The sequence below is a fragment of the Streptomonospora nanhaiensis genome, from assembly GCF_013410565.1.
Lineage (GTDB): Bacteria > Actinomycetota > Actinomycetes > Streptosporangiales > Streptosporangiaceae > Streptomonospora > Streptomonospora nanhaiensis.
Map to the genome: position 1 here is coordinate 440,825 of NZ_JACCFO010000001.1, position 23,815 is coordinate 464,639.

Consider the following 23,815-nt stretch of genomic DNA (forward strand, 5'->3'; position numbering starts at 1 on the left):
GGCGGCGGTGCCGCGGTCCGGCCGCCCCGGACCGACCCGAAAGCCTGACGAACGGAGCCCGAATGACCCAGACCACCGAGGCCGCGCGCGCGGAGTCCGCGCGCGGCGGCCCGATCGCCAGCGGTTCGGTCCTCGTCCGCTGGCTGTCCTCGACCGACCACAAGGTCATCGGCTACCTGTACATCATCACCGCGTTCGCGTTCTTCGTCGTGGGCGGCATTTTGGCGATGCTGATCCGCGCCGAGCTGCTGTGGCCCGGGATGCAGGTGGTGACCCGCGAGCAGTACAACCAGCTGTTCACCATCCACGGCACCGTGATGATGCTGTTCTTCGCGACCCCCCTGTTCGTGGGGTTCGCCAACGTCATCATGCCGCTGCAGATCGGCGCGCCCGACGTGGCGTTCCCCCGGATGAACATGTTCAGCTACTGGCTGTTCCTCTTCGGCGGGCTGATGGTGGTGGCCGGCTTCCTCACCCCCGGCGGCGCGGCCAGCTTCGGCTGGTTCGCCTACACCCCGCTGTCGGACGAGGTGCGCTCTCCGGAGTTCGGCGGCGACTTGTGGGTCATCGGGCTGCTGGTGTCCGGTCTGGGCACCATCCTGGGCTCCGTCAACTTCGTCACGACCATCGCGCTGATGCGGGCGCCCGGCATGACGGTGTTCCGCATGCCGATCTTCACCTGGAACACCCTGTTCACCGCCATCCTGGTGCTCCTGGCGTTCCCGGTGCTCACCGCGGCGCTGGCCGCGCTGGGCGCCGACCGCATGCTCGGCACGCACGTCTACGACGCCGCGCACGGCGGCGCGATCCTGTGGCAGCACCTGTTCTGGTTCTTCGGCCACCCGGAGGTCTACATCATCGCGCTGCCGTTCTTCGGGATCGTCACCGAGGTCATCCCGGTGTTCGCCCGCAAGCCGATCTTCGGCTACAAGGGCATGGTCGGGGCCACGGTCGCGATCACCGGGCTGTCGATGACGGTGTGGGCCCACCACATGTTCCCCACCGGCGCGGTGCTGCTGCCGTTCTTCTCGTTCATGTCGTTCCTCATCGCCGTGCCCACCGGGATCAAGTTCTTCAACTGGATCGGCACCATGTGGCGCGGCCAGCTCACCCTGGCGTCACCGCTGCTGTTCGCCATCGGGTTCCTGGTGACGTTCCTGCTCGGCGGGTTGACCGGTGTCATCCTGGCCTCGCCGCCGCTGGACTTCCACGTCCACGACTCCTACTTCGTGGTGGCCCACTTCCACTACGTCGTGTTCGGGACCGTGGTGTTCGCGATGTTCGCCGGCTTCTACTTCTGGTGGCCCAAGTTCACCGGCCGCATGCTCAACGAGGCGCTCGCCAAGCTGCACTTCTGGGCGCTGTTCCTCGGGTTCCACGGGACCTTCCTGGTCCAGCACTGGCTGGGCGCCGACGGCTTCCCGCGCCGCTACGCCGACTACCTGCCCAGCGACGGGTTCACCGAGCTCAACATGGTGTCCTCCATCGCCTCGTTCGTGCTGGGCGCCTCCACGCTGGTCTTCTTCGCCAACGTCTGGTACTCGGCGCGGCACATGCCCAGGGTGACCGTGGACGACCCGTGGGGCTACGGCGGGTCGCTGGAGTGGGCGACCTCCTGCCCGCCGCCCCGGCACAACTTCACGTCGCTGCCCAAGATCCGCAGCGAGCGCCCGGCGTTCGACCTGCACCACCCCTACACCGGCAGCGACGCGTCGGTGTCGCGCTCGGGCTGAGGCGATCCGGCCGGTGGCCCCGGCGCGCCCGCGCGCCGGGGCCCTGAACGGTCCGGGGGAGGGTCAGACCCGCAGCCACACGGCGGTGTCGCCGGGCAGCTCCCCGCCCTCCACGGGCGCGCTGGCGAGTGCCACGGAGGCCCCCGGCGGCAGCGGCACCGGCGCCGCACCGGTGTTGACGACGACCAGCCATTGGGGGCCGCGCCGGAACGCCAGCACGTCGCCCTTGTCGAGGTCGGAGTCCCACTCCAGCGGGGCGTCGGCGGGCAGCGAGCGGCGCAGCCGGAGCGCGGCGCGGTACAGCTCCAGCGTGGAGGCGGGGTCGCCGGTCTGCGCCTCGACCGACAGCTCACCCCAGTGGCGGGGCTGGGGCAGCCACCCCTCGGCCGCGCCGAACCCCAACGACGGCCCGGTGCGCTCCCAGGGGATGGGCACGCGGCAGCCGTCGCGGCCCTTGGAGGTGCGTCCGCTGCGCTCCCACTTGGGGTCCTGCAGCACCTCGCGCGGCAGGTCGGCGACCTCGTGCAGGCCCAGCTCCTCGCCCTGGTAGAGGTAGGCCGAGCCCGGGAGCGCCAGCTCCAGCAGCGCCGCGGCCCGCGCCCGGCGCAGCCCGAGTTCGGTGTCCAGCGGCGGCCGGGTGCCGTCGCTGAGCAGCCAGGCGCTCAGGTCGGTGCCGTTGGGCAGGCCGAGCGCCGAGGCCGGGCGCACCACGTCGTGGTTGGACATCACCCACGTGGCCACGGTGCCCACCTCGGCGGCGTCGGCCAGGCTGGTGTCGATCACCCGGCGGTAGCCCTCGGCGTCCCAGCGGCAGCGCAGGAACTCGAAGTTGAACGCGGTCTGCAGCTCGTCGGGGCGCAGGTAGCGCACCAGCCGGTCGCTGGGCAGCCACGCCTCGGCCACCGCCATGCGCGGCGGGTCGAACTCCTGGAAGACCCGGCGCCACTCGCGGTAGATCTCGTGGACCTCGGGGCGGTCCCAGTAGGGGTGGTCGGGATTGGTGGCGACGTCGTCCAGGCCGCTGCCCTCGGGCACCGGCACCACCTCGCGCAGCGGCTCGCGCAGGTCCTTGACCAGGCCGTAGGCGACGTCGATGCGGAAGCCGTCGACGCCCCGGCGGCTCCAGAACCGCAGGATGTCCAGGAACTCCGCGCGGACCTCGGGGTTGTCCCAGTTGAGGTCGGGCTGCTCGGGGGCGAACAGGTGGAGGTACCACTGGCCGTCGGGCACCCGGGTCCAGGCCGGGCCGCCGAAGCGGGACTCCCAGTTGCTCGGCGGGAGGTCGCCGCCGGGGCCGCGGCCGTCGCGGAAGACGTAGCGCTCGCGGGCGGGCGAGCCGGGCGGGGCGGCCAGGGCCTCGGCGAACCACGGGTGCTGCTCGGAGGTGTGGTTGGGGACGATGTCGACGATGACGCGGATGCCGCGCGCGTGGGCGGCGGCGACCAGGTCGTCGAAGTCGGCCAGGGTGCCCAGCCGGGGGTCGACCCCGCGGAAGTCGGCGACGTCGTAGCCGCCGTCGGCCAGCGGCGAGGGGTAGAAGGGCGACAGCCACAGGGCGTCCACCCCGAGGCCGGCGAGGTGGTCCAGGCGGCGGGTGACACCGGGCAGGTCGCCGATCCCGTCGCCGTCCGTGTCGGCGAAACTCCGCGGATAGATCTGGTAAATGACGGCGTCGCGCCACCACAGGTCGCTCATGATCTCCCTTTGCTGCAGAGGGTAGTCGTCTGTGGGCGGATGGGTGTCGGTTGGGACGGCGGGGGTCGACGGGGCCCGTGGGCAGGGCGGGGCGGAGGGGGCGCGGGGGCGGCCGAGGGGCCGGGCCGCGCGGCGGAAAGGGGGCGGAAGGAGGGCGGCAGGACGGCCGTGACACACCGGCGGACCGCTGCCGCCGCCGGGATGCTAACCAAATTACGGCAAATCTGGCAACGGTCCCATGTGCGGAATCGCTGACTAGAGCAGCCTAATGCGTATGTGGTTGGTTTAGTGTTGACTTCGCCACATAGGAACTGGCAACGTTTGCGGCCATCTTCGACGGCTCGTCGTCAAAGGAGAGAAGGCATGCACCTGTCGCGGAGAGGTCTCCTCACCGGCGGGGTGGTCCTCGCGGCCACCGCACTCGCCGGCTGCGGAGGCGACGCCCGCCCGCCGGTCACCGCCGCCGACATCGCACCGCCCACCGAACCGGTCACCATCGACTGGATGGCTCCCGAGCTGCTCACCAACGACGGCAAGGACCTGCGCCGCTCCCTGGTGCGCGCCTTCCAGAAGCGGTTCCCGAACATCACCGTCCGCCTGGTCCAGGTCCCTCCCACCACCGATGTCCGCCGCACCACCCTGACCACCCAGATCGCCAGCGGCGCGGTCACCCCCGACGTCTACCTCGGCGACTGCGCCTGGCCCGCGCAGTTCGCGCACAACTCCCTGGCCATGCCCCTGGGCCGGGTCGCCGACGACGAGGAGTTCTGGTCCGGATACCCCGAGGAGGTCGTCTCCTCGATCTCCTACCAGGGCCAGGTCTACGCCTTCCCCTGCTACCTCGACCTCGCCTTCCTGTACTACCGGGCCGACCTGCTCGACAAGCACGGCTTGGAGGTCCCCGCCACCTGGGAGGAGCTGCGCCGCACCGCGCTGCGGCTCATCGACACCGGCGACGTCCGCTACGGGCTGGTCTGGCAGGGCATGTCCGGCGAACCCCTCACCTGCAACGTCTCGGAGTTCGTGGCCGACGCCGGCGGCGCCCTCATGGACCTCCGGGCCCGCCGCGTCCGCGTCGACTCCCCCGAGGCCCGCCGCGCCCTCACGTTCATGACCGAGCTGGTCTCCGAGGGGGTGTCTCCGGAGGCGGTGGGCACCTTCGCCGAGGAGCAGACCCTCACCGCCTTCGCCGGCGGCCAGGCCGCCTTCCTGCGCAACTGGTCCTACGCCTGGGGATCGGCCAACGACCCGGAGTCCTCCCTGGTCGCGGGCAAGGTCGGGGCCGTCCTGCGGCCCACCTTCGAGGGCGCCGGCACCGAGCGCCACTCCACGCTCGGCGGCTGGCACAACTTCGTCAACCCGCACACCGCCCACCCCGGCGCCGCCGTCGCCTTCGCCCGCTGGGTCGCCGAGGAGGAGGCCCAGACCCTGATGGCGGCCACCTCGCCCTACCTGCCCACCCTCAGCGCGGTCCTCGACAACCCCCGGATCGCCGGCCCCGACAAGCCGACCAACCGCCTCTCGGCCGATGCCGCGATCGTGCTGCGGCCCTTCGGCTCCCCGCACTACCCGGCCATCAGCAAGGCGATCTACACCGACGTCAACCGGCTGCTGGTCGACGGCGCCGATCCCGGCGCCGTGGGCGACACGCTCACCGAGATGGCCCAGGGAATGGCTCTGGCACGAGACGGGGTGGCGCTGTGAGGACGACGACCGGAAAGACCACCGGCATCCCGGCGCAGCGCCCGCCCACCGAGAACGGATGGGCCCCCGCGCGCCGGCGCGGCCGCCGGGCGGGCGCGCCGCCGCGCCACGACGCCCAGCGGCGCCGCATGGCGCGCACCGGGTGGACCTACACCGCGCCCTCGCTGGCCGTCATCGGCGCGATCACGCTGTTCCCGATCGTGTTCTCGCTGGTCCTCAGCTTCTCAGAGGTCCGCATCGGCTACGGCGGGTTCGTGGTCGAGCGCCTCACCCTGGACAACTACCTCGCCCTGGTGCGGTCGTCGGACTGGTACTACGCGCTGGGCTTCACGGTCTTCTACACGGTGGTCACCGTGGCCGCCGAGGTCGTGCTGGGGGTGCTGGCCGCCCTGGTCATGGAGCGGCTGTCGGCCTCGCGCGGCTGGATGATGGCGCTGATGCTGATCCCCTGGTCCATGATCACCGTGGTCTCGGCCCGGCTGTGGGCCTACATGTACGACTCCAGCTACGGCGTCATCACCTGGCTGCTGCAGAACCTCTTCGGCGCCAACCCGCTGATCCTGGGCACGCCCGCCTCGGCGATCGGGGCGATGGCCGTGGCCGACATCTGGAAGACCACGCCGTTCGTGGCGATCATCGTGCTGGCCGGGCTGGTCATGCTGCCGCGCGACGTCTACGAGTCCGCCGAGGTCGACGGCGCCGGGCCCTGGACCATGTTCTGGCGCATCACCCTGCCGCAGCTGCGCCCCACCATCGCGGTGGCCGTGCTGTTCCGCATCCTCCAGGCGTTCGGGGTGTTCGACCTGCCGTTCGTGCTGACCGGGGGCGGGCCGGGCATCGCCACCCAGTCGCTGGCGGTGATGGGCTACAAGGTGCTCTTCCAGGACCTCAACATCGGTGCCGGCGCGGCCATCGCGACCTCGACCGGCCTCCTCGTGGCGGGCGCGTGCCTGCTGTTCCTCAAGGTGTTCCGTGCGCAGGTGGGCAAGGAGGACGTGGCATGAGCGCTCGCGACCGCAGTCTGCTGCACCGGGTGTTCAGCCCGGTGACCTTGGGCGCCGTGGTGCTGGTGCTGTTCACGGCGATGCCGCTGTACTGGATGGTGGTCAACTCGCTCAAGCCGGTGACCGAGGTCGGGGCCATGCCGCCGACCTTCTGGCCCGGCGACATCACCGGGGCCAACTACGTCAGCGCGTTCGTCGACCAGGGGTTCGGCCGCTACATCCTCAACAGCCTCGTGGTCTGCCTCAGCTCCACGGTGGTGGTGGTGAGCCTGGCGACCTTCGCCGGCTACGCGCTGGCCCGCACCCCCATGCGCGGGCGCGGCCCGGTCATGATCGCGCTGCTGATGGTGTCGGTCTACCCGCCCATCGCCGTGCTGGTGCCGCTGTACGTGATGGCGCGCGAGCTGGGGATGCTCAACTCCTATCCGGGGCTGATCATCCCCTACGTGGCGTTCAACCTGCCGTTCGCCATCTGGATCATGCGCAACTACATGCTCTCGGTGCCCGGCGGGCTGGAGGACGCCGCGCGGGTCGACGGCGCCTCGGCCACCCGCACCGTGCTGTCGATCATCCTGCCGCAGGTGCGGCCCGGGCTGTTCACGGCGGGCGTGTTCACCTTCACCGCCACCTGGACGGAGTTCCTGATGGCCCTGACCCTGAACTCCCAGGACGCCTACCGCACCATCCCGGTGGGGATCGCGCTGATGGGCACCGTCTTCGAGGTCCCCTACGGCATGATCTTCGCCGCCGCCGTGGCGGTGACCGCGCCCATCGCCGTGCTCGTGCTCATCTTCCGCAAGTCGGTCGTCGCCGGGCTGACGGCCGGGGCGATCAAGGGCTGACCGCGGCGGTCGAGGCCGGGGGAGGCGCGCCCGCGAGACCGGGACGGACGGTCTCGCGGGCGCGGTCATGAGGGCCGGCCGGGCCGGCGCCGTGCCCCGGGCGGATCGGGGCGTGCGGTGCCCGGCGGCGCCGCGGCGGTGCCGCGGCCGGGCGCGGACCGCGGGGGCGCGACGGGGCCCACGCGCGCGGTCGGGGGCGGAGGCCCACGCGCCAATTGGTTTATTTTTAAACGACCTCGGGGAGTCTACCCGCGCGTCCGGCCGCGCGGGCGCGCCGCGTGCCCGAAATCGGTCACATCCCCGTGTCCAGCGGCTTTCTGGCGTCTACGCCGGTTTCGGCGGCGGCGGCCGCGCAGGCCGATTGAAATGGTCGCCGCGAACTGGTTCCATTTCAGCTCGCGCGGCGCCGCACCCGCGCCGCAGCCGTGGATGGAGGATCCGTGGAAGGTCAGGGCCCGGCCCCCGAGGGGGTCGACGTCACCACCCCCAACGTGGCGCGGATGTACGACTACTACCTCGGCGGCAAGGACAACTACGCCGCCGACCGCGCCGCCGCCGAGCAGGTGATCGCCATGGTGCCCGAGATCACCGCCGTCGCCCAGGCCAACCGCGGGTTCCTGGGCCGGGCGGTGCGCCACGCCGCGGAGTCGGGGATCCGCCAGTTCATCGACCTGGGCACCGGCCTGCCCACCCAGGAGAACGTCCACGAGGTCGCCCACCGCGTCGCCCCCGACGCCCGCGTGGTCTACGTCGACTACGACCCGGTCGTCATCGCCCACGGCGAGGCGCTGCTGGCCACCACCGACAACGTCCGCCTGCTCCAGGGCGACCTGCGCCGACCCGACGAGATCCTCGCCAGCCCGGTGCTGCGCGCCCTGATCGACCTCGACCGCCCCGTGGCCGTGCTGCTCGCCGCCATCCTGCACTTCGTCCCCGACGAGGAGGAGCCCTACGCGCTCGTGGCGCGGCTGCGCGACGCCATGGTGCCCGGCAGCATGCTGATCCTCTCCCACGGCTGCGCCGACGACCAGGAGGTGGCCGAGGACGAGGCCGACATCCGCGACGTCTACCGCTCGGCGACCTCCCCCATCCTGGCGCGCTCCCGCGCCGAGATCGCGCGGTTCTTCGACGGCTTCGAACTGGAGGAGCCCGGCCTGGTGCCCGCCGCCGACTGGCGGCAGGTCTCCGCCGACACCCCGTTCACCCCCAACCGCTCGCTGCTGATGGCGGGCGTGGGCCGCCGGGTGGGCTGAGCCCTCACGGCCTGCCTCCGCCCGCCCCCGGCGCGCCCGCGCCGGGGGCGGGCGCGGCTGTTTTGCGATGTCGGCGCTGGGTAGCCGCGGCAGGTACACGACCACGACCGGGCCCGCGCCGCCGTGGCCCGACGGCGGCGGCGGTTCCGGGCGACCCGCGGGAAACGGAGTGATCTCCATGTCCGCAGAGCGCAGCACGCCCCCGCTCGCCGACTACGACGGGCTGCCCGTCGCCACGCTGCGGCACCGGGTGCGGTCGCTGACCACCGAGCAGATGCGCGACCTCATCGCCTATGAGTCCAGCCACGGCAACCGCTTCCAGGTACTGGAGATCCTGAAGTCCCGACTGGCCGAACTGGAGGCCGGAGCCCGGCCCAGCGGCGGCGACCAGGAGTTCCAGCCCGAGACGCCCGACGCGCCGCGCGGCGGCTCCGCGGTCTCGCCCGGCGGCCAGGGACCCGCCGGCAACCCGCCGCCCCACGGCGTGCCCGCCCAGCCGGCGCGGCCCAAGGGCGACTTCCGGCCCGGCGGCTTCTAGCCCGCCGCCGCCCACCGCACGGGCGCCGCCCGGGGAGCGGCGCCCCGCTCCAGCAGAGGAGGCCCAAGCCATGTCGCACGACTTCCCGGCCGGCGGGTTCGACCCGCGCTCCTTCGAGGAGTTCCTGGCGCGGTTCTTCGGCTCGGCCGGCGCCCGGCGCTCCACCCAGCGCGTGGACCTGTCCAAGCTCATGGACGACGCCATGCGCGAGGTCGTCTCGGCGGCCATCTCGCGCGCCTCGCAGACCGACGGCACCGACCTGGACGCCGCGCACCTGCTGTGGGCGCTGCTGAGCTACGCCCCGGCCGCCGACCTGGTGCAGCGCACCGGCGCCGACCCCGAGGAGTTGGCCGCCGCCGCGGCCGGGGAGGCCGAGCGCGCGCCCACGGCCGGCCCCGGCGTGCCGGCCCTCACCCCGGCGGCCAAGCGCACCCTGCTGGACGCCCACCAGATCGCCCGGGCCCTGGGCCGCTCCTACATCGCCCCCGAGCACATGCTGTTCGCCCTGGCCGTCAACGCGGAGTCGCGCGTGGGGCGGCTGCTCAACGGCGCCGGCGTCACGCCGGAGTCGCTGCAGGCGGCCGCCCGCCAGGCCGGCGCGCCGGGCGCGGGCGCGGCCGGGCGCGGCACCGGGGAAGGCGGCGCCGGCGGCGCGGGCGCCACCCCCAACCTGGAGGAGTTCGGCACCGACATGACCGCCCTGGCCGAGGAGGGGCGGCTGGACCCGGTGATGGGCCGCGACGAGGAGGTCGAGCAGACCATCGAGGTGCTGGCCCGCCGCCGCAAGAACAACCCGGTGCTGATCGGCGACCCCGGCGTGGGCAAGACCGCCATCGTCGAGGGGATCGCCCAGCGCATCGCCGACAACGACGTCCCCGACACCCTGAGCGGGCACCGGCTCATCCAGCTCGACCTGGCCGGCGTGGTGGCGGGCACCCGCTACCGGGGGGACTTCGAGGAGCGGGTCCGCAACCTCATCGAGGAGATCCGCGGCGACGACCGGCTGCTCATCTTCATCGACGAACTGCACACCGTGGTGGGCGCCGGCGGCGCCGAGGGCGCGGTCAGCGCGGGCAACATGCTCAAGCCGGCCCTGGCGCGCGGCGAGCTGCACATGATCGGCGCCACGACGCTGGACGAGTACCGGCAGAACATCGAGAAGGACGCCGCCCTGGAGCGGCGCTTCCAGCCGGTGCTGGTCTCCGAGCCCTCGGTCGAGGACACCGTGGAGATCCTGCGCGGGCTGCGCGACCGCTACGAGGCCCACCACCAGGTCCGCTTCAGCGACGACAGCCTCGTGGCCGCCGCCCAGCTCTCCGACCGCTACGTCTCCGACCGGTTCCTGCCCGACAAGGCCATCGACCTGGTCGACCAGGCCGGGGCGCGGGTGCGGCTGCGCGCCAAGCGGCCCAGCGTCGACGTCCAGCAGCTGGAGGAGCGCCTGCGCGACCTGGAGGCCCGCAAGGAGCAGGCCGTCCGCGAGGAGGACTACGAGGCCGCCTCGGAGGCGCGCGACGAGATCCGGCGCACCCGCGAGGAGATCGGCCGCACCCGCGACTCCGGGCCCGAGCAGGTGCCCGAGGTGGGGGTCGACGACATCGCCGAGGTGGTCTCGCGCATCACCTCCATCCCCGTCTCCCAGCTCACCCAGGAGGAGCGCGAGCGGCTGACCGGCCTGGAGGAGCGCCTGCACCAGCGCGTGGTGGGCCAGGACGAGGCCGTGCGCGCGGTGGCCGAGGCGGTGCGCCGCTCCCGCGCCGGGCTCGCCTCGCCCGACCGGCCCATCGGCAGCTTCCTGTTCCTGGGGCCCACCGGTGTGGGCAAGACCGAGCTGGCCCGGGCCCTGGCGGAGGCGCTGTTCGGCTCCCAGGAGCGGATGGTGCGCTTCGACATGAGCGAGTTCCAGGAGCGCCACACCGCCGCCCGCCTGGTGGGGGCCCCGCCCGGCTACGTCGGCTACGAGGAGGCCGGCCAGCTCACCGAGGCCGTGCGCCGCCAGCCCTACACCGTCGTGCTGCTGGACGAGGTCGAGAAGGCCCACCCCGACATCTTCAACCTGCTGCTGCAGCTGCTGGACGACGGGCGGCTCACCGACGGCCAGGGGCGGACCGTGGACTTCCGCAACGTCGTGGTGATCATGACGAGCAACCTGGGCTCGGAGTTCGTCACCGGCGGCGGCCCGATCGGGTTCACCGGCGAGATGACGGGCGAACGCGGCACCCAGGACCGCATCATGGCGCGGCTGCGCGAGGAGTTCCGCCCGGAGTTCCTCAACCGCATCGACGAGATCATCGTGTTCAGCCCGCTCAGCGACGACCAGCTCGGGCGGATCACCCGGCTGCTGCTGGACGAGACCGAGCGCCGGCTGCACGCCCAGGACATCGGGATCGAGTTCACCGACACCGCCGTGCAGTGGCTCGCCGCCGCCGGCCACCAGCCCGAGTACGGCGCCCGGCCGCTGGCGCGCACCATCCAGCGCAGCGTGGGCAACCGGCTGTCGTCCATGCTGCTGGGCGGCGAGGTCGCCCCGGGCGACCGGGTCCTGGTGGAGGTCGGCGACGACGGCCTGGAGTTCGCCGTGGACCGGTCCCACCGCCGCATGGCGGAGTCGGCCGCCGGCCCGCCGCGCTGACGGCCCGCCGCCCGCCCGCGACACCGCCCGCGCCCCCGCCTTCCGGGGGCGCGGGCGGTGTCGCGTGTGCGGGGAGTGCCGCCGGGGCCCGGTGGTGTGGCGCGCCGTGCGCGGCCGTACCGGCGCGGTGCACGGGTGGTGACCGCCGCCCGGCCCGGCGGCCGGCGGGCGCGGCCCCGCCGCCCGGGGCCGGCCGCCACACCGCTGAGGGGCCCGCCGCGGCGCGGGCCGGGGCCGGCCGCGCGCGGGCGACCGAAAGGTGGTGCGTGTGCCGGAGGAGGGCTGAGGGGCCTCCCGGCGGGCCGGCGCGGGGTGCGCCGGCGACGCTCCGCACTTGTGGATATCTCCAGCAATGTCACTCTGAGTGACTATAGTGCCCGTGTTTCCTGAGCTGAGTGTTTGAGAGCCGCTTCGTCTGGTAGTCGACCGGGCGTGCTCGAAGCCTCGGGCACGCGCTCACCGCCACCCATGGGGGAGGGGTATCGGTCCATGCGGTTCCTCGGTATCAACGCCGTTTTCCACGATCCCGCCGCCGCTCTCGTCGTCGACGGCCAGACCGTGGCCGCCGCCGAGGAGGAGCGGTTCAGCCGGCGCAAGCACGGCAAGCAGCCGGTCCCGTTCTCGGCCTGGGAGCTTCCCGAACAGGCCGCGCGCTGGTGCCTGGAGGCCGCGGGGATCACCCCCGCCGACCTCGACGGCGTCGCCTACTCCTACGACCCCGCCCTGGTGCGGCCCGAGCTGGACCGGCTCGACCCCGCCTGGGAGGACCTGCGCACCCTTTATGCCCGCCGCGCCCCCCAGTTCCTGGCCACCGCGCTGCCCGGCCTCGACCCCGACCGCGTCGTCTTCGTGCCCCACCACGTGGCGCACGCCGCCTCCGCCGGGCTGGCCGCGCCCCCCGTCCAGGGCCGCCGCGACCGCGCGGTGTTCGTCGCCGACGGCCGGGGCGAGGACGCCGCCCACCTGGCCGGCGCCTACCGCGACGGCGAGCTGGAGGTCCTGGCCCGGCAGAGCCTGCCGCACTCCCTCGGGCTGATCTACGAGGACCTCACCGACCACCTGGGCTTCCAGCGCTCCAGCGACGAGTACAAGGTCATGGCCCTGGCGTCCTCGGGCACCCCCCGGTTCCTGGGCGAGCTGCGGGAGCTGATCCGCCCCACCGGCGACGGCCTGGTCCACACCGAGCCCATCGACTTCTCCGCGTTCGCCAAGCGCCGCGCCAAGGACGCCGACCTCGCCGCCGAGCACGCCGACCTCGCCGCCAGCATGCAGCACCGCCTCGAAGAGGTCCTGCTCGACCTGGTCACCTGGCTGCACGAACGCACCGGCCTGCGCGACCTCGCCATGGCCGGCGGCGTCGCCCTCAACTGCGTCGCCAACACCCGCGTCTTCGCCGACGGCCCGTTCGACGACGTCTGGGTGCAGCCGGCCGCCGGCGACGCCGGCACCGCGCTGGGCGGCGCCCTGCACCTGGCCCGCGCCGCGGGCGAGCCCGTCGCGCCGATGCCCGGCGCCGACCTCGGCCGGGGCTGGAGCGAGGCCGACTGCGCCGCCGCCCTCGACCGCGCCGGCCTGCGCTACGAGCGCCCCGCCGACCTCGCCGACACCGTCGCCGCCGCGCTGGCCCGCAACGAGCTGGTCGCCTGGTTCCAAGGCCGCAGCGAGTACGGCCCCCGCGCGCTGGGCCGCCGCTCGCTGCTGGCCAACCCCATGCACGCCGCCAACCTCGACCGCCTCAACGACGTCAAGGGCCGCGAGAGCTTCCGGCCCGTCGCGCCCATGGTCCGCGCCGAACGCGCGGCCGAGATCTTCCGGCGCGGCCCGCTGCCCAGCCCCTACATGCTGTTCGTGCACGACGTCGCCGATGACTGGCGCGACCGCGTCCCGGCCGTGGTGCACACCGACGGCACCGCGCGCGTGCAGACCGTCGACTCCTCCGATCCGCTGCTGGAGCGCATGCTGCACCGCTTCGAGGAGCGCACCGGGGTGCCGGTGGTCGTCAACACCAGCCTCAACACCGCGGGCCGCCCCATGGTCGACAGCCCCCGCGACGTCCTTGAGTGCTTCGGCTCCTCGCCGATCGACCTGCTGGCCATCGGCCCGTTCGTCGTGCGGCGCGCCCACATCACCGAGGGGCGGTGACCGTGCCCGGCCCCACCGCGCAGCCCCGGCAGGACACCGCCTACTCCGTGGTCGTTCCCACGGTCGGGCGGCCCGAGCTGCCCCGCGCCCTGCGCCCGCTGCTGGGCGGGGGAGCGGCCGCCCCCGCCGAGATCGTCGTCGTCGACGACCGCCCCCACCCCGGCCCGCCGCTGCCCGGCACCGGCCATCCGGCGGTGCGGGTGCTGCGCTCGGGCGGGCGGGGGCCCGCCTGCGCCCGCGACCTCGGCTGGCGCGCCACCCGCACCCCGTGGGTGGTCTTCCTCGACGACGACGTGGTGCCCGACCCCGACTGGACCACCGCGCTGGCGGCCGACCTCGCCTCGGCGGGCGGCCACGTGGGCGGTGTCCAGGGCCGCATCGAGGTCCCGCCGCCGCCCGGACGCCGGCCCACCGACGCCGAACGCGGCACCCTCGGCCTGGCCGGAGCCGCGTGGATCACCGCCGACATGGCCTACCGCCGTACGGCGCTGGAGGCGGTCGACGGCTTCGACCGCCGCTTCCGCCGCGCCTACCGCGAGGACACCGACATCGCCCTGCGCGTGCTCGACGCCGGGTTCGCCCTGGGCCAGGGGCGGCGCCGGTGCGTCCACCCCGTGCGCGACGCCGGGCTGTGGCGCAGTGTCGCCGCCCAGGCGGGCAACGCCGACGACGTGCTCATGCGCCGCCTGCACGGGCGGCGCTGGCGCGAACGCGTGGCCGAGCCGCCCGGCCGGTTCCCGCGCCACGCGGCGGCCACCGCCGTCCTGGTCAGCGCCGTGGCCGCCGGAGCGCTCGCCGCCGCGGCCTCGGCCGCGGCCGACCGCCGCGCCGCCGCCGAACACGCGGCCGACCGCCGCGCCGGGGTCGCCGGGCTGGCCGTCGCCCTGCTGCTGCTCCGCTCGGTTTCGCGGACCGCCGCGCTGACCCGCGCCGCCGCGGGCGCCGCCGCCCGCCCCGCCCCGCGCGCCCTTGCGGGCACCGCCGCCACCGCCCTGGCCGCCCGCGCCCTGCCGGCACCGCTCGCCGTCGCCGCGGCCGCCACCCTCCTGCGCCCCCGCCGCGCGCCCGCGCGCGCCCGCGACGCCGCCGCGGCGCGCTCCGCCCGTTTCGCGGCACCCGGCCGCGCCGCCGGCAGCGCCGCCCGCGCGGCCCTCGCCGTGCCCGCCCGCGGCGCCGCCGCGGCCGCGCCGACGGCGGCAGCCCTGGGCCGCCGGCTCCGGGCCGCGGCGCCCGGCCCGCGGCGGCCGGTGCCCTTAAGGCGCGCGGCCGGCGCCGCCGCCGTGCTGGGGGCGCGGCCGGTCCCGGCGCCCGCGGCCGCCGCCGCGGCGGCCGCCCTGCTGACCCCCCGCCGCGCCGCCGCGTCCGCGGCGCGCCCCCGCCGCATCGCCCGCGCCTCCGGCGCGGCCGCCGCCGGACTGGGGCTCCTCTGGCTCGCCATGACCGCCGAGTTCGCCTGGCGACGCATCGCGCCCGGCCCGCGCACACCCGCCGAGATCCTGCGTATGGTCGTGACCAGCGCCCTCATCCCGCCCGCCGCGTGCGCGCACCGGCTGGCGGGGGAGTGGCGACACCGCCGCGCCCGCCCCCACCGGGCCCGGCCCGTCAAGGCCGTGCTCTTCGACCGCGACGGCACGCTCGTCCACGACGTCCCCTACAACGCCGACCCCGCCAAGGTCCGGCCGGTCGAGGGCGCCCGCCAGGCGCTCGACCGCGTCCGCGCCGCCGGACTGCGGGTGGGCGTGGTCAGCAACCAGTCGGGCGTGGCGCGCGGCCGCATCACCCCCGACCAGCTCCAGGCCGTCAACGCCGCCGTGGAGTCCCGGCTGGGCCCCTTCGACGTGTGGTGCGTGTGCCCCCACGGCGAGGCCGACGGCTGCGACTGCCGCAAGCCCCGCCCGGGCCTCGTCCACCAGGCCGCCGCCGCCCTGGGGGTGGACCCCGGCGAGTGCGTCGTCATCGGCGACATCGGCGCCGACATGGCGGCCGCCCGCGCGGCCGGCGCCCGGGGCATCCTGGTGCCCAACGGCCGCACCCGCCCCGAGGAGACCGCCGCCGCACCCGAGACCGCGCCGCACCTGGCCGACGCGGTGCGCCGCGTGCTCCGGGCGGAGGCGCGATGACCGCCCCCGCCCCCGCCCCGGCGGCGCCCCGCGGCGGCACCGCCCTGGTCGCCCGCCTCGACAACGTCGGCGACGTGCTGCTGGCCGGGCCCGCCGTGCGCGCGGTCGCCGCCGGAGCCGACCGCGTCGTCATGCTCGCCGGGCCGCGCGGGCGCGCCGCCGCCGACCTCCTGCCCGGTGTCGACCGCGTCATCGAGTGGTGCGCGCCCTGGATCGACCCCGAGCCGCGGCCGGTCGCCGCGGCCCACACCGACGCCCTCGTCGCCGCCGTGCGCGCCGAGGCGCCCTCGGCCGCGCTGATCCTGACGTCCTTCCACCAGTCGGCGCTGCCGCTGGCCCTCCTGCTGCGCCTGGCCGGCGTGCCCTGGATCGGCGCCGTCAGCGACGACTACCCCGGCTCCCTGCTGGACCTGCGCCACCCCGGAGACTGGGGCGCCCCCGAGGCCCGCCGCATGCTCGGCCTCGCCGAGGCCGCCGGATACCAACTGCCGCCCGGCGACCGGGGAGCCCCGGCCGTGCGCGGCCCGCTGCCCGACACCGCCCACCTGGCCGGGCCGCCCGGCTACGTCGCCGTGCACCCCGGCGCCTCGGCCGCCGCCCGCGCCGTGCCCCGCCGCCTGGCCGCCGCCACCGTGGCCGCCCTGGCCGAGCGGGGGCACCGCGTCGTGGTCACCGGCGGCGACCGCGAGCGCGCCGACACCGCCGCCGTGGCCGGCGGCGCGGCCCTGGACCTCGGCGGGCGCACCAAGCTGATCGAACTCGCCGGCGTGCTGGCCGGCGCATCGGTGCTCGTCAGCGGCAACACCGGCGCCGCGCACCTGGCCGCCGCCGTGGGCACCCCCGTGGTCTCGGTGTTCGCGCCGGTCGTGCCCGCCTCCGCCTGGGCGCCCCAGGGGGTGCCCGTGCGCCTGCTCAGCGACCAGCACGCCCCCTGCCGCGGCACCCGCGCCCGCGACTGCCCGGTACCCGGCCACCCCTGCGTTTCCGGCCTCACCCCCGACGACATCCTCGCCGCCGTCGCCGACTTCACGGGAGACCCGACATGACCCTGGGCGAACTCCGGACCGCGCCGCCCGCGCCCGCGCGCACCACCCGCACCCTGCGGATCCTGATGTGGCACGTGCACGGTTCGTGGACCACGTCGTTCGTGCACGGCCGGCACCGCTGCCTGCTGCCCGCCACACCCGACCGCGGCCCCGACGGCCGGGGCCGCGCCCGCACCTGGACCTGGCCCGACACCGCCGTGGAGGTCGCCCCCGAACGCCTCGCCGACGAACCCGTCGACGTGGTGGTCCTGCAGCGGCCCCACGAACTCGACCTCGCCGAGCGCTGGCTGGGCCGCCGGCCCGGCCGCGACCTCCCCGCCCTCTACGTCGAGCACAACACCCCCCAGGGCGACGTCCCGCGCACCCGCCACCCGCTGGCCGACCGCTCCGACATCCCCGTCGTCCACGTCACCCACTTCAACGAGCTGTTCTGGGACTGCGGCCGCGCGCCCACCACCGTCGTCGAGCACGGCGTGGTCGACCCCGGGCACCGCTACACCGGCGAGCTCGCGCGCGCCGGGGTGGCCGTCAACGAGCCGCTGCGCCGCTGGCGCGTCACCGGCACCGACCTGCTGCCCCGCCTCGCCCAGGCCGCACCGCTGGACGTGTTCGGCATGGGCGTGGCCGACCTTCCCGCCCGGCTGGGCCTGCCGCCCGACCGCCTGCGCGCCTTCGACGACCCTCCCCAGGCCGCCATGCACGACGAGCTCGCCCGGCGGCGGGCCTACCTGCACCCCATCCGCTGGACCTCCCTGGGCCTGTCGCTCATCGAGGCGATGCTCCTGGGGCTGCCCGTCCTCGCGCTCGCCACCACCGAGGCGCGCGAGGCCGTACCGGCCAACGCGGGGGTCGTGACCACCCGCGTCGAGGCGCTGTGCGCCGCGCTGCGCGACCTGGTCCACGACCCGCCGCAGGCGCGGGAGATGGGACAGGCCGCCCGCGCCGCCGCACTGCGCCGCTACTCGCTCGACCGGTTCCTCCACGACTGGGACCGGCTTCTCCAGGAGGTGACACGATGAGGATCGCCATGGTCTCCGAGCACGCCAGCCCGCTGGCGCTGCTCGGAGAAGAGGACACCGGCGGCCAGAACGTGCACGTCGCCGAGCTGGCCCGGGCCCTGGGCGCGCGCGGCCACGAGGTGACCGTCCACACCCGCCGCAGCGACCCCGGCGCCCCGGCCACGGCCGACTTCGCGCCCGGGGTGCGCGTGCACCACGTCGACGCCGGCCCGCCCGAACCGGTCGGCAAGGACGACCTGCCCCGGTACATGCCGGAGTTCGCCCGCCACCTGGCCGACGAATGGGACCGCGACCGGCCCGACATCGTGCACGCCCACTACTGGATGAGCGGCCGGGCCGCCCTCGACGCCGCCGCGGCCACCGGCGTACCCGTCGTGCAGACCTTCCACGCCCTGGGCGCCGAGAAGCGCCGCCACCAGGGCCCCGAGGACACCAGCCCCGCCGAGCGCGAGGACACCGAGTTCGACATCGCCCACCAGGCGGCCCTGGTGATCGCGACCTCCTCGGAGGAGCGCCGCGAACTGCGCACCTGGAACGTCCCCGGCGAGCGCATCGCGGTGGTGCCCTGCGCCGTCGACCCCGAGCGGTTCCGCCCCGAGGGCCCGGCCGCCCCGCGCGGCGAGCGCCCCCGCATCCTGTGCCTGGGCCGGCTGGTGCCCCGCAAGGGCATGTGCACCGTCATCGGCGCCCTGGCCGCCGTGCCCGAGGCCGAACTCGTCATCGCCGGCGGCGCCCCGCCCGAGCGCATGGACACCGACCCGCAGATCGGGCGGCTGCGCGAGGCCGCCGAGGCCGCCGGGGTGGCCGAGCGCGTCCGGTTCACCGGAGGCGTGGCCCGCCAGGACGTCCCCGCGCTGCTGCGCTCGGCCGACCTCGCGGTCAACGTCCCCTGGTACGAGCCCTTCGGCATGAGCACCGTCGAGGCCATGGCCTGCGGCGTGGCGGTGATCGCCTCCCACGTCGGCGGCCACCTCGACACCGTGGTGCAGGGGGTCACCGGCCGGCTCGTGCCGCCGCGCGAGCCCCGCGCCCTGGCGTTCTGGCTGCGCACCCTGCTCGCCGACCCCGTCACCCGCGAGAGCCTGGGCATCGCCGCCGCCGACCGCGCGGCCGTGCGCTACACCTGGCCGCTGGTGGCCTGCCAGACCGAGGAGTGCTACGAGCGCGTCCTGCGCGAGCGCGGACACGAGGTCCCCGCCCTCGCCGGCGCTCCCAACGCCACCGACACCCCCACAGGAGGCATCTGATGCACGCCCGCCTGCGCGAACTGCGCAGTGTCCTGGACCGCGTCGACGCCGACCGCGTCGAGCAGTGGGGCCGCCGCCTCGGCCGGGAGCTGCCCCGGGGCCGCCGGCTGCTGGCCTGCGGCAACGGCGGCAGCGCCGCCGAGGCCCAGCACCTCACCGCCGAACTCACCGGCCGCTTCCGCGGCGAGCGCGTGCCGCTGTCGGCCATCGCGCTGCACGCCGATACCTCCAGCGTCACCGCCATCGCCAACGACTACGGCTACCGCGAGGTGTTCGCCCGCCAGGTCCGCGCCCACGGGCGCCCCGGCGACATCCTCGTGTGCCTGTCCACCAGCGGGGCCAGCGAGAACATCGTCGCCGCGGCGGCCGCCGCCCGCGAGATCGGCATGACCACCTGGGCGCTCACCGGCGAGGCCCCCAGCGCGCTGCTGGCGGCCTGCGACGACGCCGTGCGCGTGCCCTCCGCCGACTCCGCCACCGTGCAGGAGGTCCACCTGTCGCTGATCCACCTGCTGTGCGCGGCGGTCGACGACACCTGCGCCGCCGCGGTGCCCGCACCCGCGCACGCCGCGCGGCTGGCCGAGGACGGCTCGGCGTGACCCCCGCGCCCCGGCCGCCGCTGGTCGTGGTGGGCGACGCCTTCCTCGACGTCGACCTCACCGGCGAGCGCCGCGTCACCGGGCACGGCGGCGGCGCGCCGGTCCTGGACGCGCCCAGCGCCTGGCACCGCCCCGGCGGCGCGGCCCTGGCCGCCTGGCTGGCCGCCCGCGACGGCCACCCCGTCACCCTGGTGTGCGCGCTGGCCCAGGACCCCGCGGGCGACCGGGTGGCCGCGCTGCTGCGCGACGCGGTCACCCTGGTGCGCCTGCCCCTGGACGGCGGCACCCCCGTCAAGACCCGCGTCCAGTTCGGCGGCCGCACCGCCCTGCGCGTGGACCACGGCGAGGGCCGCCCCGACCCCGCGGGCGGCCAGGAGCGCGCCGCCGCGGCTGTCGCCGCCGCCGGGGCGGTCCTGGTCTCCGACTACGGCCGCGGCGTGGCCGAACTCCCCGGCGTGCGCTCGGCGCTGGCCCGCGCCGCCGCGTCGGTCCCGCTGGTGTGGGACCCCCACCCGCGCGGACCGGTCCCCGTTCCCGGTGCGGCGCTGGTCACGCCCAACGCCTCCGAGGCCGGGGCGCGCGACGCCGACCGCGCCGCCGCGCGGGCCGCCGAACTCGCCCGCGCCTGGCGGGCGGAGTCGGTGGCGGTCACCCTGGGTGCCGAGGGCGCGGTGTGGGCCGCGGCCGACGGCCGCGCCGAGCGCCTGGCGGCGCCGCTGAGCCTGCCCGACGCCGACGCCTGCGGCGCCGGCGACCGCTTCTGCGCGGTGGCGGCCGGCGCGCTGCGCACGGGTGCCGACGTGGTCGACGCCGTCGCCGAGGGCGTCCAGGCGGCCTCGCGGTTCGTGCGCAACGGCGCCGCCGGGGGCACCGCGGCCTCCGGGCCCATCGCCGGCGCGCTGCCGCTGGGGCTGGGCGAGAGCGCCGGCGAACTCGCCGAGCGGGTGCGCCGCAGCGGCGGCAAGGTCGTGGCCGCCGGAGGCTGCTTCGACGTCCTGCACGCCGGTCACGTCAGTCTGCTGCGCCGCGCGCGCTCCCTGGGCGACTGCCTCATCGTGTGCATCAACTCCGACGCCACCGTGCGCGCCCGCAAGGGCCCCGACCGGCCCATCAACTCCGCCGAGGATCGCATCCGCGTGCTGTCGGCACTGGACTGCGTCGACGCGGTCGCGGTCTTCGACGAGCCCACGCCCAGCCGGCTCATCGCCCGGCTGCGGCCCGACGTCTGGGTCAAGGGCGGCGACTACGAGGCCGCCGCCCTGCCCGAACTCGACGTCGTCGAGAGCCTGGGCGGCGAGGTCGTGATCCTGCCGCGGCTGCCGGGGCGCTCCACCACCCGCGTGGTGGCCGCCCGCGACCGCACGCCGCCCTGATCCGCCCCGGCGGCCCGCCGCGAAAGCCGCGCCGCCGGGCCCGCACCCGGCCCGCGCCGCCGCGCGCACGTCTCCACCCATCCGAAAGGAGCCGACATGCGCCCACTGGGCAACACCCTGATCACCGGCGGGGCCTCCGGCCTCGGCGCGGCCGTGGCCGACGCCGTCCGCGCCGAAGGCGGGCAGCCGCTCATCCTCGACCGCGCCCGCCCCGAGAGCGACGACCCCTTCGTCCGCGCCGACCTCGCCGACCGGGCCGCCACCGAGGACGCCGTGGAGGAGTTGGCCGGCCGGGCCGGCGGCCTGCACGCCGTCGTCAACGCCGCCGGGATCGACTCCTGCGGCCCCCTGGCCAAGGTCCCCGCCGAGGACTGGGAGCGCGTCGTCCAGGTCAACCTCATCGGCACCGCCTCGGTGGTGCGCGCGGCCCTGCCCCACCTGGAGGCCACCCGCGGCACCGTGGTCGACTGCGCCTCCACCCTGGGCGTACGCGCCGTCGGCGACGCCACCGCCTACTGCGCCTCCAAGTTCGGCGTCGTCGGGTTCACCCGGGCGCTGGCCGCCGAACTGGCCGGGCGCGTGGGCGTGACCCTGCTCGTCCCCGGCGGCATGGACACCCACTTCTTCGACGGCCGCCCCGACGCCTACCGCCCCGGCCCCGACGCCCGGCTCAACCCGCCCGCCAACGTCGCCAGCGCCGTGGTCTTCGCCCTGCGCCAACCCGTCGACTGCGAACTGCGCGAGATGGTCATCTGCTCCTCGGAGGAGACCTCGTGGCCCTGATCGGGGCCACCGTGAACAAGGGGGGAACCCATGACTGAGGCACGCGCCCGCCGCGTCGTCGTCACCGGCGGCGCCGGGTTCGTCGGATCGCACCTGTGCGAACGGCTGCTGGCCGAGGGCGCCGACGTGGTCTGCATCGACAACTTCGCCACCGGGTCGGCCGAGAACATCCGCCACCTCGCCGCCCACGACGGCTTCCGCTGCGTCGAGGCCGACGTCGTGCGCCCGCTGCGGGTGCCCGGCCGCGTCGACCTGGTGTTCCACCTGGCCTCGGCCGCGTCGCCGCGCGACTACCTGCGGCTGCCCGTCGAGACCCTGGAGGCCGGCAGCCAGGGCACCCGCAACGCCCTCGACCTCGCCGCCGAGCACGGCGCCCGGTTCGTGCTGGCCTCCACCAGCGAGGTCTACGGCGACCCGCTCCAGCACCCCCAGAACGAGCGCTACTGGGGCAACGTCAACCCGGTGGGGCCGCGCAGCGTCTACGACGAGGCCAAGCGCTACGCCGAGGCCCTGACCATGGCCTACCACCGCACCCGCGGCGCCGACATCGGCATCGCGCGGATCTTCAACAGCTACGGGCCGCGCATGCGCCCCGACGACGGGCGGGCCATCCCCGCCTTCATCTCCCAGGCCCTGGCCGGGGAGCCCATCACCGTCACCGGCGACGGCCTGCAGACCCGCTCGGTCTGCTACGTCGAGGACACCGTCGCCGGGCTGCTGGCCCTGGCCGGCTCCGACCTCACCGGCCCGGTCAACATCGGCAGCCCCTACGAGCTGTCGATGCTGCGCCTGGCCGAGCTGGTGCGCTCCATGAGCGGGTCGGACTCCGAGATCGTCCTGGTCGGCCGGCCCGTGGACGACCCCCGGTTCCGCCGCCCCGACATCAGCCTGGCCGCCCAGGCGCTGGGGTGGGTGCCGCGGGTCTCCATGGAGGACGGACTGCGCCGCACCATCGACTGGTTCGCCCGCTCGGCGGCCGCCCGCCCGGTGGGGCGCAGCACCGCGCCGGCCGCCGGCCGCGCCTAGCGCACCGAGCGCGCCGCCGCCGCACACGACGGCGCCCGGGGCCGTGGCCCCGGGCGCCTTCTCGTGGGCGCGTCCCGCGACGCTACTCGTCGGGCATGAGCTGCTTGCGCAGCTTGGCCAGCGACGCCGAGAGCGTGCGGGAGACGTGCATCTGACTCAGGCCCACGATCTGCGCGATCTCGGCCTGGGTCTTGTTCCCCGCGAACCGCAGCAGCACGATGCGGCGGTCGCGCGGCGACAGGGTGGCCAGGGCCGGGCCGAGCGACGCGCGGTCGGCGACGCCCTCCAGGTCGTGGTCCTCCTCACCCAGCGTGTCGCCCAGCGTCTTGTCCTCCTCCTCGGCCCCGTAGGGGACGTCGAGGGACAGGGCGCTGTAGGCGGACGAGGCGTCGATCAGCTCCAGAGTGTCGTCGACACTCATCTCCAGCCGTTCGGCGATCTCGGCCACCGTGGGCGAACGCCCGAACTCCTGGGCGAACGTCGAGGTCACCCGGTTGAGTTCCGGCCGCTTCTCCTGGTACTTGCGCGGCACCCGGATGGCCCAGGTGCGGTCCCGGAAGTGGCGCTTGACCTCCCCGGTCATCATGGGGAGGGCATAGGAGATGAACTCCTTGCCGTAGTCCGGGTTGAAGTCGCGGATCGCCTGGACGAGGCCGACCGTCACCACCTGGCGCAGGTCTTCCTCGGGCTCACCGCGGTTGCGGTAGCGGCGGGCGATGCGCCGGATGACGGGAGCGTGCAGATCCACCAGGTTCCGATAGATTTCGTCCCGTTCCGGCGACCCCTTTTCTGTATTGCTGAGTTGTTCGAACAGCTCCCGTGTCCTGGCGTAGTACGCCTCATCGGACTTGCTGTTCTTGCCGTTGGTACGGCGGGAACTGCGCGGACGCGGTACTGCGGTCTCTGTCCGTTCGCGGACAACGCTCGATGGAGCCATCGTCGTCATTCCTTGCTGCGTCGGATTCGGACCGCCGACCACCTGCCTCCTGACGAACGGTGCGTTGTGCTGCACCGATGCGGAACCCTGAATATACGGACCTACCGCAGCGGGGACCGGGA

At 75.1% G+C, this 23,815-nt stretch carries 18 protein-coding genes; 16 read left to right on the top strand and 2 right to left on the bottom strand.

Annotated features, from left to right (window positions below; genetic code table 11):
* Positions 1-62 precede the first annotated feature (62 nt).
* The gene (gene ctaD, locus HNR12_RS01760) at positions 63-1,733 is read left to right on the top strand and encodes an aa3-type cytochrome oxidase subunit I (protein WP_179765801.1); all 1,671 of its coding nucleotides are present in this window, start codon (positions 63-65) and stop codon (positions 1,731-1,733) included.
* Between the two features lie 63 nt (positions 1,734-1,796).
* On the opposite strand, the gene HNR12_RS01765 is transcribed toward ctaD, so the two are convergent.
* Entirely contained in the window at positions 1,797-3,428 is a 1,632-nt protein-coding gene (locus HNR12_RS01765; protein ID WP_179765802.1) for a glycoside hydrolase family 13 protein, read from the bottom strand.
* A 363-nt stretch (positions 3,429-3,791) separates the two neighbouring features.
* Here HNR12_RS01765 and HNR12_RS01770 point away from each other — a divergent pair, with 363 nt between their 5' ends.
* From HNR12_RS01770 to HNR12_RS01840, 15 genes are all read left to right on the top strand, one after another.
* Positions 3,792-5,132 carry an ABC transporter substrate-binding protein gene (locus HNR12_RS01770; protein WP_179765803.1) on the top strand — a complete coding sequence of 447 codons (1,341 nt, stop codon included), beginning with the start codon at positions 3,792-3,794 and terminating at the stop codon, positions 5,130-5,132.
* A complete protein-coding gene (locus HNR12_RS01775) occupies positions 5,129-6,136 on the top strand; it encodes a carbohydrate ABC transporter permease (RefSeq protein ID WP_308118476.1) in 1,008 nt (335 codons plus the stop codon). The genes HNR12_RS01770 and HNR12_RS01775 overlap by 4 nt, the downstream gene beginning before the upstream one ends.
* Positions 6,133-6,978 carry a carbohydrate ABC transporter permease gene (locus tag HNR12_RS01780; protein ID WP_179765804.1) on the top strand — a complete coding sequence of 282 codons (846 nt, stop codon included), beginning with the start codon at positions 6,133-6,135 and terminating at the stop codon, positions 6,976-6,978. The genes HNR12_RS01775 and HNR12_RS01780 overlap by 4 nt, the downstream gene beginning before the upstream one ends.
* Positions 6,979-7,418: 440 nt before the next feature.
* The gene (locus HNR12_RS01785; RefSeq protein WP_308251292.1) at positions 7,419-8,231 is read left to right on the top strand and encodes an SAM-dependent methyltransferase; all 813 of its coding nucleotides are present in this window, start codon (positions 7,419-7,421) and stop codon (positions 8,229-8,231) included.
* Between the two features lie 178 nt (positions 8,232-8,409).
* Positions 8,410-8,769, top strand: a complete 360-nt coding sequence (locus HNR12_RS01790; RefSeq protein WP_179765805.1) for a hypothetical protein — start codon at positions 8,410-8,412, stop codon at positions 8,767-8,769.
* Positions 8,770-8,839: 70 nt separating this feature from the next.
* Complete coding sequence (locus tag HNR12_RS01795; protein ID WP_179765806.1) at positions 8,840-11,401, top strand: ATP-dependent Clp protease ATP-binding subunit; 2,562 nt, start codon at positions 8,840-8,842, stop codon at positions 11,399-11,401.
* A 489-nt stretch (positions 11,402-11,890) separates the two neighbouring features.
* The gene (locus HNR12_RS01800) at positions 11,891-13,543 is read left to right on the top strand and encodes a carbamoyltransferase family protein (RefSeq protein WP_179765807.1); all 1,653 of its coding nucleotides are present in this window, start codon (positions 11,891-11,893) and stop codon (positions 13,541-13,543) included.
* A 2-nt stretch (positions 13,544-13,545) separates the two neighbouring features.
* Positions 13,546-15,663, top strand: coding sequence for an HAD-IIIA family hydrolase (locus HNR12_RS29405; protein ID WP_179765808.1), 2,118 nt, complete (start codon positions 13,546-13,548; stop codon positions 15,661-15,663).
* Positions 15,660-16,709: a glycosyltransferase family 9 protein gene (locus tag HNR12_RS01810; RefSeq protein ID WP_179765809.1), complete on the top strand. Its 1,050-nt coding sequence runs from the start codon at positions 15,660-15,662 to the stop codon at positions 16,707-16,709. The genes HNR12_RS29405 and HNR12_RS01810 overlap by 4 nt, the downstream gene beginning before the upstream one ends.
* Positions 16,706-17,728, top strand: coding sequence for a glycosyltransferase (locus tag HNR12_RS01815; RefSeq protein WP_179765810.1), 1,023 nt, complete (start codon positions 16,706-16,708; stop codon positions 17,726-17,728). The genes HNR12_RS01810 and HNR12_RS01815 overlap by 4 nt, the downstream gene beginning before the upstream one ends.
* Positions 17,725-18,975, top strand: a complete 1,251-nt coding sequence (locus HNR12_RS01820) for a glycosyltransferase (RefSeq protein WP_179765811.1) — start codon at positions 17,725-17,727, stop codon at positions 18,973-18,975. Before HNR12_RS01815 ends, HNR12_RS01820 begins: the two co-directional genes overlap by 4 nt.
* Positions 18,975-19,574, top strand: a complete 600-nt coding sequence (locus tag HNR12_RS01825) for a D-sedoheptulose-7-phosphate isomerase (protein ID WP_179765812.1) — start codon at positions 18,975-18,977, stop codon at positions 19,572-19,574. The genes HNR12_RS01820 and HNR12_RS01825 overlap by 1 nt, the downstream gene beginning before the upstream one ends.
* A complete protein-coding gene (locus HNR12_RS01830) occupies positions 19,571-20,947 on the top strand; it encodes a PfkB family carbohydrate kinase (RefSeq protein WP_179765813.1) in 1,377 nt (458 codons plus the stop codon). Before HNR12_RS01825 ends, HNR12_RS01830 begins: the two co-directional genes overlap by 4 nt.
* A gap of 96 nt (positions 20,948-21,043) precedes the next feature.
* A complete protein-coding gene (locus tag HNR12_RS01835) occupies positions 21,044-21,730 on the top strand; it encodes an SDR family oxidoreductase (protein WP_179765814.1) in 687 nt (228 codons plus the stop codon).
* 30 nt (positions 21,731-21,760) lie between these two features.
* A complete protein-coding gene (locus tag HNR12_RS01840) occupies positions 21,761-22,756 on the top strand; it encodes a UDP-glucuronic acid decarboxylase family protein (RefSeq protein WP_179765815.1) in 996 nt (331 codons plus the stop codon).
* An 82-nt stretch (positions 22,757-22,838) separates the two neighbouring features.
* Here HNR12_RS01840 and HNR12_RS01845 read toward each other — a convergent pair whose 3' ends face one another.
* Positions 22,839-23,702, bottom strand: a complete 864-nt coding sequence (locus HNR12_RS01845; RefSeq protein ID WP_394353925.1) for a SigB/SigF/SigG family RNA polymerase sigma factor — start codon at positions 23,700-23,702, stop codon at positions 22,839-22,841.
* Positions 23,703-23,815: the final 113 nt, after the last annotated feature.